13 protein-coding genes and 1 pseudogene are annotated in these 12,083 nt (G+C 50.2%); 9 read left to right on the top strand and 5 right to left on the bottom strand.

What is annotated here, in order from left to right; all coding sequences use genetic code 11:
• Positions 1–7: 7 nt before the first annotated feature.
• Positions 8–1,237 (bottom strand): nickel pincer cofactor biosynthesis protein LarC, encoded by a 1,230-nt coding sequence (larC, locus tag HS1genome_RS10585; protein ID WP_126451026.1) that lies wholly within the window; start codon positions 1,235–1,237, stop codon positions 8–10.
• 243 nt (positions 1,238–1,480) lie between these two features.
• Entirely contained in the window at positions 1,481–2,518 is a 1,038-nt protein-coding gene (locus HS1genome_RS10580) for a glycosyltransferase (RefSeq protein ID WP_126451025.1), read from the bottom strand.
• Between the two features lie 64 nt (positions 2,519–2,582).
• Here HS1genome_RS10580 and HS1genome_RS10575 point away from each other — a divergent pair, with 64 nt between their 5' ends.
• Both HS1genome_RS10575 and HS1genome_RS10570 read left to right on the top strand, forming a co-directional pair.
• Positions 2,583–3,557: a glycosyltransferase gene (locus HS1genome_RS10575; protein ID WP_158613815.1), complete on the top strand. Its 975-nt coding sequence runs from the start codon at positions 2,583–2,585 to the stop codon at positions 3,555–3,557.
• Positions 3,554–4,495, top strand: a complete 942-nt coding sequence (locus HS1genome_RS10570; protein WP_158613814.1) for a glycosyltransferase family 2 protein — start codon at positions 3,554–3,556, stop codon at positions 4,493–4,495. Before HS1genome_RS10575 ends, HS1genome_RS10570 begins: the two co-directional genes overlap by 4 nt.
• Here the strand turns inward: HS1genome_RS10570 and HS1genome_RS10565 are convergent.
• Positions 4,418–5,641 (bottom strand): DUF763 domain-containing protein, encoded by a 1,224-nt coding sequence (locus tag HS1genome_RS10565; RefSeq protein WP_126451022.1) that lies wholly within the window; start codon positions 5,639–5,641, stop codon positions 4,418–4,420. The genes HS1genome_RS10570 and HS1genome_RS10565 overlap by 78 nt on opposite strands.
• A gap of 39 nt (positions 5,642–5,680) precedes the next feature.
• A complete protein-coding gene (locus HS1genome_RS10560; protein ID WP_126451021.1) occupies positions 5,681–5,926 on the bottom strand; it encodes a hypothetical protein in 246 nt (81 codons plus the stop codon).
• Positions 5,927–6,130: 204 nt separating this feature from the next.
• Here HS1genome_RS10560 and HS1genome_RS10555 point away from each other — a divergent pair, with 204 nt between their 5' ends.
• The 7 genes and pseudogenes from HS1genome_RS10555 (at position 6,131) to HS1genome_RS10525 (ending at position 10,712) form a co-directional block, all read left to right on the top strand.
• Positions 6,131–7,237, top strand: a complete 1,107-nt coding sequence (locus HS1genome_RS10555) for a 4Fe-4S dicluster domain-containing protein (protein ID WP_126451020.1) — start codon at positions 6,131–6,133, stop codon at positions 7,235–7,237.
• A complete protein-coding gene (locus HS1genome_RS10550) occupies positions 7,234–7,437 on the top strand; it encodes a hypothetical protein (protein WP_126451019.1) in 204 nt (67 codons plus the stop codon). Before HS1genome_RS10555 ends, HS1genome_RS10550 begins: the two co-directional genes overlap by 4 nt.
• 46 nt (positions 7,438–7,483) lie before the next feature.
• A pseudogene (locus tag HS1genome_RS10545) lies at positions 7,484–8,037 on the top strand (2-oxoacid:acceptor oxidoreductase family protein).
• Entirely contained in the window at positions 8,027–8,293 is a 267-nt protein-coding gene (locus HS1genome_RS10540) for a 4Fe-4S binding protein (protein ID WP_126451018.1), read from the top strand. Before HS1genome_RS10545 ends, HS1genome_RS10540 begins: the two are co-directional and overlap by 11 nt.
• Before the next feature lie 12 nt (positions 8,294–8,305).
• Positions 8,306–9,496 (top strand): transketolase C-terminal domain-containing protein, encoded by a 1,191-nt coding sequence (locus tag HS1genome_RS10535; protein ID WP_126451413.1) that lies wholly within the window; start codon positions 8,306–8,308, stop codon positions 9,494–9,496.
• A complete protein-coding gene (porB, locus tag HS1genome_RS10530) occupies positions 9,465–10,349 on the top strand; it encodes a pyruvate synthase subunit PorB (RefSeq protein WP_126451017.1) in 885 nt (294 codons plus the stop codon). Before HS1genome_RS10535 ends, porB begins: the two co-directional genes overlap by 32 nt.
• Positions 10,350–10,406: 57 nt before the next feature.
• Positions 10,407–10,712, top strand: coding sequence for a hypothetical protein (locus HS1genome_RS10525; protein WP_126451016.1), 306 nt, complete (start codon positions 10,407–10,409; stop codon positions 10,710–10,712).
• Here the strand turns inward: HS1genome_RS10525 and HS1genome_RS10520 are convergent.
• The gene (locus HS1genome_RS10520) at positions 10,675–11,925 is read right to left on the bottom strand and encodes a PIN domain-containing protein (protein WP_126451015.1); all 1,251 of its coding nucleotides are present in this window, start codon (positions 11,923–11,925) and stop codon (positions 10,675–10,677) included. The genes HS1genome_RS10525 and HS1genome_RS10520 overlap by 38 nt on opposite strands.
• Positions 11,926–12,083 lie beyond the last annotated feature (158 nt).

The raw sequence follows: 12,083 nt of genomic DNA, 5'->3' as shown, positions 1-12,083 counted from the left end.
GCCCTGGCTAGGACTCTCCGAACTCCCTAAGGACCAGCTCACTCACCTCCCTGATTGACAGTCCAGTGACCGAGGCTACTTTCCTTACGTCCTCGTACTCTGGTTTGACCCTAAGGGTGCGACCGTTAAAGTCCTTGCTTACCTTGACTCTGACCTCGAACTCCCTACCTGACACGCTCACTTTAACTCCAACTTGTTCTCTCTCGGGTACTACCAATCTGGATGTACGTAATACTCTGACTCCTAGCGTCCCCGTCTCCCTTAAAACCATTTCAGCTATCCTCTTGAATTCGAGTTGGTCGGATATCACTCTCAATAGGTGGCCAGGCCTACCCTTCTTCCTTGTCTCTGGTATCACGGCCACATCTCTCGCTCCTGCCGTCATTAGCCTCTCCAAAACGTACCCCAGTTCCTCTCCAGTGCAGTCGTCCAAGTCGGTTTCTAGAACTACCACCTCCTCCTCCAAGAGGCCGCCTTCCCGTTCTCCCCACACTAACCGTAGAACGTTTGGAACTCCAGGTAGTTCCTTATCTCCGGCTCCGTATCCGATCGCCTTAGGGATCATTGCTGGGTAAAAAGGTGTGAAGTTCTCACACAATGAAGCTAGGAGGGAGGCCCCTGTTGGCGTGGTCAGCTCGCCCTCTACAGGACCACCCTTTACTATCGCGTTTCTAGATTTCAGTATTTCAATGGTAGCTGGAGCAGGTACCTGAACAGTTCCGTGAGAGAATGTGAGATGTCCCCCTCCCAGCGCCACGGGTAGGCATATCACCTCTCCCTCAGACCCCAATATGGAGTCGAGTAGAGCCGATGTGCCCACTATATCGATCAATGTGTCCAAAGAGCCTGACTCGTGGAGGTCGACCTCCTCGACCGATTCCCCATGCAACTTGCCCTCTACCTGGAGCAGCTCATTTAGCGCTTTGAACGACCATTTGGTCGCTCTTTCCGATAGGCTTAGGGACAGCACAACCCTTCTCAACAACTCGTTCATTTCGTTCCCTGTTCTCGGTCCTTCATTTCTTTCTACAAATACTTCGGCTTTTGTTGCTAAGAACTCTCCTTTCTTCACCTTCTTGAATAGCACTTTCGTGTTTCTTCCTCCTTCTACAGAAATTTTATCTCCCACCATCTGTGCTATAGACTGAGGAGCACCTAGGTCACTGAGGGCCCCGAGGAACATGTCTCCAGAGGCTCCAGCGAGACTAGGATCAATGACTATTAGATTTCTACCCATTGTAGTACAGCTGTACTGACCATTATATCACTTACTTAGGGAGGAGCTTAAGTTTTGAGAGCTTTATTAAATTAAAAGTTCTTTTTCTTATAAATTTCTATTTTTATCTCTAATTTCTGGTAGAACTTTTTTATAATACTGCCTCCAGACCTTCCCTCTGCGCTGAAGGTTTGGACTGTCTCCATCTTAACCTCACCTCCGATAGCCTCGTTAACTACGTCAGAGAAGGTCAGGATTCTAAAATTACTGAGCTAGTCCCTTATTACATAAATAATTCCAAAATTCCTCTTTAAATCTCTTTGACGAGTACTTACTGGCCTCCTCCATTAGGGACTTCCTGTAATTTCGATCGACGTCTCTAGCCTGCTTGAGCTTCTCCGCTGCTTCTTCAATGGTAGTGTAGGTAAAGTGGTTCCAGGCTTCCGCCGCTCCACTCTCCTTTGGAACCACTGGAGGTAGTCCTGCGGCCATGGCCTCTACCACAGGGACCCCAAAGTGCTCTCCTGTCGTAGGATGGAAATAGCAGCATGCCCCCTTCATAACCTCAATCAACTCGTCCCTGCTGAGGTTAGGCAGGAACCCCACCAATTTCCCTTTCTCTTCGCTAAGTTTCCTTAGTCGCTTAAGGTAGGCTGGTTCACTCAAGTACCCCACTACAATCCCCCTTATCCCAGACAGGGAAGCGATCTCTATTGTTCTCTCCAACTGCTTTCCCCTCTCTATTCTCGCTACCGTTATGAAGTAGTTACCTCCTTCGTGAAAGGCTTTCCCAAAATCGTCGACGTCTATGGGCGGATAAATCACCTCGGATTCAACTCCATACACTCCCCTCAATGTTTCGGCGGAGTACTTGGAGTTAGCCACGAATAGCGCATTTTTGCTTTCCTCCTTCAACCTGTTTAGAGCAATCAAGAAGGGTAACCTGTAGAGCCTCCAGATTGGGGAACTGTTGTACTTAGGTGTGACGTTAAAAGGGGCTGCACCAGCGTATATTACGTGGGTTCCGTAGCGAGAGAGAGGTATAGGTATTCCAGTCATGTTTAAGAATACTGAGTTTGGAAACCGTTTCGCCGAGAAATACACAAGTAGCCTCTGGTATCTGTCTAGCTTAGGAATGTCGAAAGGTATGAGCCATTTCACAGGTAGGTCCTCAAACCCTTTCTGTCTCCCTAAAGTGGAGACCACAAACTGGGTCCTCCTTTCTCTTAGCATTTCCACCGATTTGAGCACTAAGGATCCTTCCCCACTCCTTCCAAGCCTATGAATGACAACGGTGAACATTCGTCAAAACCTAATAGTAGGTAAGGGAAAAAGTTATCAGTCTATCCGTAACCTACCTCAGCAGATGCCCCCTCAAGTTGCCGTAATCGTGATCGATCACGACAGAAAGCGCTACATCTTGGACGCCTTAAGGTCCGTCTTGACTCAGACACTAAGGAGAGAGGAATATGAAGTGGTCGCCGTGACCAACTATAGGGACGAAAAGATAGAGGAGTTCCTTGAGACTCACAACATTCCCCATCTAATCGTGTCAGATAAAGGAACTGGAGCCAAATACGCATTTGGAGTAAAGCACACCACAGCTCCAATAATATGCTTCTTGGACGATGACGACATGTTCTCCTCAGAAAAGCTGGAAAAAGTGTTGAGGCACTTCAAAGACGGCATAGCATACCTGCATACGGCGAGGATCAACGTAGATGAGCAAGGGAAAGAGATAGGGAGATCCCAACTGTTCAACTACGAGTTGAGGACAAGGGAGTCACGAGAGATCTTAAGGGCTCTTAGGCTTTACCTAGAATTTAACATTTCATCTATATGTGTAAAGAGAGAGACTCTCGATCCTTTTGTAGACGTATTAAGCAGAGTGGTGAGGGGGGTAGACTACTTTTACCTCTTCGTCGCTCTCACCTCGGCTCTACCCATCAGGCACACATCTGAGCCTCTGACGATCTATAGGGTTCACAGGAGTCTAATGCACTTCTTCGAAGCAGGGAAGGAGGAATTCCTAGATAGGGCAAGGAAGTACTATAGTGAGACCGCGGAAGCTAAGGCCTTAATGGCTTCTGCCTTCGATAAATATCCATTTTTAAGTATGTTGATAAGGTGTGACGAAAAGGTGTTCAGAGTTATGGCCAAACTCTGTTCTAAAAAGCGCGAACCAAGGACTCTTCGTGAGGCACTGCAGTCGATGGGGTGTCTCCAGCACCCCTTATCCTTCAGAGTTAAGCTGTTAGGAGGTGCTATCGTTAGCCTAATCTCTCCCTCTTTGTCCTCTGAGGTCTTCTTCAGATATTACTTAAGGAGGTATGGGCAGTGAAGATATCCGTGATAGTAACTGCCTACAAAAGAAGAGAGTACGTCAGGTATGCCGTCCAGTCGCTGAAGGAACAGAGCCACGCACCTGACGAGGTGGTATTAGTGACCGACGAGGGCTTCAGCGTAAATGACATAGACGTAAAGGTGATAGTTTCAAAGGACGAGCGGGCTGGGGCTTTCATGGCCACAGGGATTGTCCATACGTCAGGCGATGTGATATGCTTCTTGGACGATGACGACATGTTCTCATTAGAGAAATTGAGGACAGTGAAGGAAGTGTTCGGAGATAGTAACGTTGGGTTCCTTTACAACTCTAGGGTAAAGATAGATGAGATGGGTAGGGTGATAGGAGAAGACGTCGTCGAGAGTCGTAGATTCAAGAGAAAGAACAGAGACGAGGTTTGCTCGATGTTCAAGATGAAGATGTTCTTCAATAGCAGTTCAATGTGTATCAGAAGGGAAGTCGTCCAAAGTCGTCTTGATGATCTATCTCGCATTACAAAACTCGTCGATAACTACTTTCTCTACTCCGCAATAGACTCGTCGTTCGACGTGGTCTCCGACAGTAGGCCCCTAACCTACTACAGGGTTCATCGAAGTTCATCTAGACACGTCGGCCACTCAAAGTCTGAAACGTTGAAGGAGAGAGGGAAGTACTTTCAGTTGGCCTCTGGCGATGTCCCCACGACCCTAAGCAGAGAAGAGGCGAGGATGGTAGCTAACTGCAGCTCTGAGATGGCGAGACTTCAGTGGCATCTATACCTAGGTGAGGTAAATAAAAGGGATCTGAGCAGGCTCGCATACGTACTCTCCTGCTGTTCCTTTTCGGCACCATCTAAGGCGAAGATTTCATTGGGTATCCTACTTGGTCTCCTGGCTCCTTCTATCGGACAAGAGTTCGCCTACCTCACCACTAGACGAGAAGTTCCCTTGTTTTAACCTCCTCAGACTATATAACGCTCTTCGGTGTTCTCTTTCTTCTAGCTTCGCTCTCTCGACGATCTCCTCTAAGGTTAAAATAACCTCTTCTGCCACCTCCCTCTTTACTGGATAAGGTATTCCGTCCTTTCCGCCTATTGCGAATGCGTACTTGAAAGGGTCGTAAGGGTGTGTTACGGGGTCGCGGTAGGAGGGAGGTTCCCCGTATATGAGGTCAGCTATCAGATAGAGTGCCCTGGCCGTAGAAGGCCCTAACCCAGCCTCCAGCGATTCCTCTAAGTTCGCAGGTTGCGCTTCGTACACTTCTCTTAATATCCTCATCACTCTCCTCTCGTCAATTGGTTTAGCGTAGACTAACTTAGCCTCTTTGGAGATAGCTCCCGTCGTTCCTCCTGACGTCCAGACGTCAAGGGAAAGCTGACCCCTCAATGCGTTTCTAGCTTTCGTGAACTCCTCAACCACCTTTCTAGGGTTCGTCCTCAGTAGGTCTTGGATCAACCTCCTGGTTCTTTCCCTGTCTTCGTCAGTGACGTTCACCGCTACACCTACTCTCGTTCCAGCTATGGCCTCATGGGGCTCCACAACGAGGTTCTCCCTCTCCCTCCAGTGGTATCTTCTAGCGAATTTGGTCTCCAGGTTCATTCCCTGTTGAATTACTGCCCACTCCCCCTGGTCAGTCACGAGCATCGAGTGATGGTAAAGGATGTGTCCATCCTGGACTAAGGTGGTGTCTACCTTCGCTGTCAGGAAGCTCACGCGTTCTAGCTCCTCAGGTTTGACGTTGAATTTAGGTGGGAGGGCTCGAAGTTCCGTTGGTACTTTTAGCGAGTTCCTTCCTTTTCCTCCTAATATGGCTAACCCGTCCTCCTCTGGCCTTACTACGTCCTTCAATATACCCAACGTGACCGTGGTTGAACCGGAGGAATCCCAATCCATCCCTATGGCGTTGTTCAGACCTTGAAACCATAGCGGGTTTGAGAGCCTCTCCACCAACTTTCTGGGTCCCCACTCCAGCAACATTACGTCCAATATTGCCCTCGACATTCGCCTCATTATCGGTACTAGCCAAGATGGGACCTTTCCCGTGTGTAGCGGTAAGTCGGCTACGCCCTCGACGTCCGTATGGGTGGTGTACGTTTCTGTAATAAAAAGCTTGACCTATCAACTACAGAGATCTCTATCCCGTTACTTTTCATGTAGCCTTCTACAACTTTCCTTAATATCCTGGAGCTTTCCTTGATTGACGTACCTTCCCATTATGAATTCAGCTACTTCCCAGAAGGCCTTGGTAAGTTCGTCCTCAGATGCGGAGCATATCCTACTCACATCGTCTTCACTCATTGAGTTTAAAGCGTCTTCGACACTGTCCGCTTCCAACGCCTGTCTCAAGGCGTTTCTCATAAGGGCTCTATCGTAGAACTCAGTTCCCACAACTTTTTCCCAATCCTGGTGGAATAAAAATTGATCTTAGCTACCTAACCCAGGAGTCACGGAAAAGAGGTCGAACTCGGACCTCGACCCCAGTTACCTTGTCTCTCGCGCTTTCTGCCTAAGTTCGGGTTGAGGGAGAGTCCACGATAGACTTATACACTTTAATACGCCAATTTATTACAACACAATTGGACGATCCGTGAGATGCCAGATTATCAATTGCCAAAGGATAGACTGAGTTTCGTCTTTGACCACAACAAGTGCATACTGTGTGGGGCTTGCGTTACCGCTTGCAGGGACGCCTACTCGTGGTCGGAGGGAGTTGCTTGGAGAAAGCTACCAGTGTTCGAACTTGCTGGCCTTAAGACCGCTCTATCTATGTCGTGTAATCACTGCGATAACCCAACCTGTATGTTTGCCTGTCCAGCTCAGGCTTACACTAAGGATCCTAAGACCGGGATAGTGTGGATAGCCCAGGACAAGTGCATAGGTTGCGGCTATTGCACTTGGGCGTGCCCATACGAGGTCCCCCAGGAGGAACCAGACGGAACGGTGAGCAAGTGTCACTTCTGCAGAGAGAGACTTGAGGGAGGGAAGGGAATCCCCTACTGTGTTCAGGCCTGCCCCACAGGCGCACTGGCATTCGGGTGGACTAAAGGAGGATCTACGCCAGATTACCTAGCGCCTAGCGACATCACACGTCCTAATCTGGTCGTGGTTCCTCCAAAGGAGGGAAAAGTCGAGGCCTCTCCCCTGAAGGTGAAGTCGGAGAAGAACTATTGGGAGCTAGTGGCATTCACCATCTTGAGCGAGGTCGGACTGTTCTACGCGTTGGTGTCACTCTACCTACATATCCCCTATGGGGCCCTAGTTCTGGCGCTCACCTTCGCCGCAGGGCTACTCCCCTCCGTAGTCCACGCCAAGAAGTCCTCGAGGTTCCTCAGGGTGTTCTTGAACCTGAGGTCCTCTTGGTTAAGTAGGGAAGTGGGATTCGGGGGACTAACTGTACTACTGGCGTCTGCATCTATTCTCTTCCAGCAACTACTCCCTATAGCTATGGCGTTCTCAGCACTCTCTGTTGCCTCAAGCATCATGGTATACATGCTTAAAGCTAGACCTTCTTGGTACGATCCCGACACTCCCATATCTTTCGTGGGAACAGGGATCACGGTCTCGTTGCCAGTTGCGGCCTATCTCTTAGACAGATATCTGTTCCTAGTAGCGGTCATGTTCCTCGCCCTGGAGATTTACACTTTCCAGAGGAGGAGGGGAGGCTTGCTCCGCTGGTCAAGCTCGGAAACTACAGAATGATCAGTGCAGGGGCTTTGGCCCTGGACTTAGCTGGCATCGCTTTCCCTCCTCTGGGATTAGTGGGTGCCGTAGTCTCCTTGGCTTCAGAGCTCCTTCATAGGGTATACTTCTTTAAGTTCGTCACATACTATGGCTTACCAAACTCTAATAGAAAGGGCGTGGAGTTTGAACAAGAAAGCGCCTCCTACAGTAGAGCATAAGAAAGTTTTATAACTCATGGAGGGAGTCATTAACTGGTGGTTCTTATTGCTCGAGGTCAGATTCCACGGGAGGGGAGGGCAGGGTGTGGTAACAATGGCAAACCTCCTTGGGGAGGCAGCTGCTTATGACGGCCTCTTTTCCTCCGCCTTTCCGATTTACGGCGCGGAGAGGAGGGGGCCGAGATAGAAGCCTACTGCAGGATATCCCCTTCTCCAATAAGGGTCACTAGTCCTATCACAGAGCCAGACGTGGTAGTTGTGATAGATCCCACCATAATCTCGGTTGGGAACCCGTTCTCAGGCCTCAAGGACAGTGGCATGATCGTGCTCAACTCTCCTCGTCCCGTGGAGCTCAGGTGGCGCACCTTCGTGGTTGATGCCACCTCAGTGGCCTCGGAGCACGGCCTAGTCAGATCCGGCTGGCCTATGGTAAACGTGGTCATGCTAGGGGCCCTAGTGAAGGCCGTGGGTGCAGTGACGTTAGATTCGTTGGAGCGGGCTGTTATGGAGGAGTTCTCTGGAAAGGTGGCGGAACAGAATATCAAAGCCATGAGGGTAGCATATGAGAGGACTAGGGAAGTGATGAAAGTTGCTGCCTGAATACCAGTTCTTTCCCGTGTCCAGGCCAGATAAGGGAGCCGGGGGTCTGACGGGCGAGTGGCGTGTGGTAAGGCCGGTCGTGAACGAGTCTAAATGTGTTAGTTGTGGAGCCTGTTACCTTTGGTGTCCAGAGGGTACGATTCTCTTCTCCCCGGGAAGGAAGGCCACGGTGGACTACGACTACTGTAAAGGGTGTGGAGTCTGCGCGAACCAGTGCCCGGTGGGAGCGATATCGATGGTGAAGGAGGTATCGTAGTTGAGGAAGGTCATGTCTGGTAACGAGGCGGTGGCACGTGCGGTGAAGCTTGCCAAGGTCGGTGTAGTGTCTATATACCCCATAACGCCACAGACCACTATAATTGAGAAGCTGAGCGAGATGAGGGCAGAAGGAGAACTCTCTGCTGATATAATTAGGGTGGAGAGTGAGCACTCAGCGATGGCTGGAGCCTTTGGTGCCGCCTCAGCGGGAGTGAGATCCTTCACAGCGACCGCAAGCCAGGGACTACTCTACATGCACGAGATGGTCTGGTGGGTCTCCGGGGCGAGGATACCCCTAGTCATGGTTGTTGCCACCAGGGCCGTTGGGGCACCGTGGAACATCTGGAACGAGAACACGGACTTCACTCAGCTCAGGGACGCAGGTTGGGTGATGGGATTCGCAATGAATCCCCAGGAGGCTATGGACATGACGATCCAAGCGTTTCGAGTGAGCGAGGACTCAAGGGTGTTCCTTCCTGCCATGGTCGGTATGGACGGCTTCATACTCTCTCACACCAAGGTTCCCGTGAACGTGCCGACCGAGGAGTCGGTAGACTCTTTCCTACCCCTCAGGAACCAACCCTACGTCCTCGACCCTGAAGATCCCGTAGGAATGGGAAACATGTTCCAACCTCAAGACTACATGAAGCTTAGACACTCCATGGAGCAGGCTCTCCAGTCTGCGGAGGAGGTTATAAGGGAAGTAGGGAGGGACTACAACTCCAAGGTGAACTCTGAAGTAAACTACTCAACTCTCAACGTCACCTACAGGGTCGAGGACGCGGACTACGTAGTAGTGGCCATGGGAGCTTGGTCGGGAGACGTAATGGAAGCCGTAGACTCGCTCAGGGAGAAGGGGATAAGTGTAGGTCTCCTTAGACTCAGATACCTCAGGCCTTGGTCGTCCAGAGAGGTGAGGGAGGCCTTAAAGGGAAGAAAGGTGTTGGTGCTCGATAGGTCCACCTCCTTGGGGAGGGGAGGTCCTCTCTTCATGGAGGTGGCCTCAACTGTCAGGGGAGAGGTCGAGGCCCTGTGGGGAGCGGTTTCTGGCTTAGGAGGTGTTTCGGTGGGAAAGGGTGAGATAGAGGAACTCGTAACTGAGTTCGTGGAGGGTACTAAGTCAGAGACTGAGAAGCAATTATGGTTCTATCCGGGAAAGGTGAGGAAGGTTGAGCTTAGGACTCCGCGGGACGTCGAGTAAGGCGCTGCTGTCTGGCACGTCGGCCTGTCCAGGCTGTCCAGAAAACATGGCGATGAGGCAGCTAGGTATGGCCCTAGGTAACAACGTAGCGATGGTGGTTGTGGCCGGCTGCTCCTCAGTAATACAGGGGATGGGCCCTAAGAACTCGTTCAACTATCCAGTCATGAACATAGCCTTCGCTGCGGGCCCAGCGGCGGCGTCAGGTATGGCTAGGGCCTACAAGCTCAGAAATAAAGACGTCACAGTGGTCGTGTGGGCTGGAGACGGAGGGACAGCTGACATAGGATTCGGTTCCATGAGTGGGGCGGCTGAGAGGAACGAGGACATGATATACCTCTGTGTCGATAACGAGGCTTACATGAATTCTGGAGGACAGAGAAGCGGCTCCACCCCTAGAGGTGCCAGGACGCCAACTACTCCGGAGGGGAAGAGGGAAAACAAGAAGTCTATTCCCTTCATAATGATGGCGCACAACGTTCCCTATGTAGCGACAGCATCTGTGGGGTATCCTATGGACTACGTTGAGAAGTTGAGGAAAGCGAAGTCGATCAAGGGGTTCAGGTACGTTCAGGTCCTTACTCCAGATCCCTACGGATGGCTGTTCGATCCCTCTAGGACGGCCGAGGTGGCGAAGATAGCTGTACAGACTTGCTACTGGCCTCTCTTGGAATACGAGGGAGGAAAGGTTAAAGTGAGCAACGAAAGTCTTCACTGTATAAAGGGAAACTTCAGGAGACCTCTGACCGACTTCACGTCGATTCAAGGGAGGTTTAAGGGTATTACGGAAGAGGAACTGAAGTCCCTTCTGGACTACGTGGACTCAGTCTGGGATAGAATTAGGTCAATGATGTGATGAAAAGGAGTTTGGGAAAACTTTATATTTTCTTCTCTGTACGAAGAATCGGCTGATTTGAGGGACTTCCTGCTCAGGTCCAATAAGTTTCTGACAACTGTCTTATCTCTTGTCGTATCGCTAGTGGCTAGATTGAGTTACAGGTCTACGGCGTTGGCCATACTCCTTTTCCTTATAATGATGTATCCCTTGATGCTTTCAGAATACATGTCCGACCTCCAGTTACTTGCCATGATGTTTCAGTCCATAGGTCTGTTGGCACTTGGGGCGGGGATCCTCCTCATCGCTCTCCTCATAGCGGGGTTAACGTGGTTGGGGGGAAAGTTCAAGGGCTCCCGCTGGAGGCGCTTGAGAGCACCTTAATCAAGCCCCCGTAGGCCAAGGTATTGTCTACGGGTTTGACTTCCACGTTTCGACCCGAGGGTTCAGTTGCGCGAAGCTCGCACGCTTCCTTCCCAGACACTCTGATTTTCACGCTGTAAAGAAAAGATAGGCAGGCCATAAGCGAACCCACTTTCTCAGAGTGAGAAGACCTCTTCTTGCTTCCCAAAAGCACGGCCTGTACCCCTGAAGCCGAGCACATTGAATACAGTCTCTTGTCTCCAGTCACTAACCAGAGGTTCCCCGCCGTAGATTTCCTTGTAACTACCTCCTCTATAATTCCTTTGTCGCCCCCCGTCCTCACAGGTCTGTCCACTGGCCTCGGATGTAGTTTGGTGTAAGAGCTGAGCCCCATCAGAGCCCTCTTGGCTTGAGGCGTAGGCCTCCCAGTGTACTCGGCTAATCTAACCAACTCGTCGTATACTACTGTGAGAGGCACTACTGCCTTTCCTACTAGTTCGCTTAGCCTGTCTCCAACGTTTATGAAAACATTTGTATCTAGGGCTAGCTTGTCCCCCAGTTTGACCTTCTCGATCAACAGTTCCTCTTCTTGGTAAGTCAGCATACCGCTTCTCGTTAAGCAAGGTTCACATTCATCGTGGTTAAGTAACTCCTTTATAGTTCCACTAAACTCCACATATCCGTCTTGGGATAGCTCGATCTCAGGCTCTCCCCAGAGTGACAGCAAGTTCCATAGGGCTGTCAACTCTTCCCAGTTTAGCTCTACGGTTCTCCCTCTCACCGTGGGCCTAGGAACCAACTTGTGTTCTCCTTTACCTTTGAGCTCCACGACCCTCAACTCATGAAATGGAACATATCCGAAAACCCTGTATCCTTTGGACTCGTTCCTTAGGTAAACGTATCTGACGTCCTGGCAGTCGGAAGCTGCAGCCATTAAAGCCATGAATTTCCTACCAGGTGTCACGTCCAAGACGTCACATTCCAGCGAGTTCGACAGAGCCCTCCAATTCTCAAGATCTTCTCCCACCTCGTCTACTCTGACTTCCGACTTCACCCCAAGGTAGGAAAGAGCCTCCTCGAGAGGCTTGAAGTCTCTCTCTGGTGTACGCTCAGCGAGTATTACCACCTCAGAAGGTGAGAGCCCAGTAAATACCTCAGTCATCACTGCGTTGAAAGTCGTGACTAGTTTGTTCGACCCCATGGTGCATAATTTCATTACGATTTCAGAGAGCAAACGCCAGCTTAAGTGTAATCCCTACTGAATCTTGATCAGCTTCTTCTGTTATATGAAAAATTTTTATTCAATGAGGGATCCTTATTTTCCCCTACTTCAATAGTGTATAAAGTAATTGGCATACATCAAAAGTTTAACATGGATTATCGAGAGTTCCT

The organism is Sulfodiicoccus acidiphilus, from assembly GCF_003967175.1.
Classification (GTDB): Archaea; Thermoproteota; Thermoprotei_A; order Sulfolobales; family Sulfolobaceae; genus Sulfodiicoccus; species Sulfodiicoccus acidiphilus.
Note: the sequence above shows the minus strand (reverse complement) of the source record. Positions and strands in the feature narration are given on the sequence as shown.

Coding starts and splice junctions, on each gene's coding strand:
- HS1genome_RS10575 (WP_158613815.1), top strand. CDS start 2,583: ATGCCCCCTCAAGTTGCCGTAATCGTGATCGATCACGACAGAAAGCGC.
- HS1genome_RS10535 (WP_126451413.1), top strand. CDS start 8,306: ATGTCTGGTAACGAGGCGGTGGCACGTGCGGTGAAGCTTGCCAAGGTC.
- HS1genome_RS10580 (WP_126451025.1), bottom strand. CDS start 2,518: ATGTTCACCGTTGTCATTCATAGGCTTGGAAGGAGTGGGGAAGGATCC.
- HS1genome_RS10550 (WP_126451019.1), top strand. CDS start 7,234: ATGATCAGTGCAGGGGCTTTGGCCCTGGACTTAGCTGGCATCGCTTTC.
- HS1genome_RS10555 (WP_126451020.1), top strand. CDS start 6,131: ATGCCAGATTATCAATTGCCAAAGGATAGACTGAGTTTCGTCTTTGAC.
- larC (WP_126451026.1), bottom strand. CDS start 1,237: ATGGGTAGAAATCTAATAGTCATTGATCCTAGTCTCGCTGGAGCCTCT.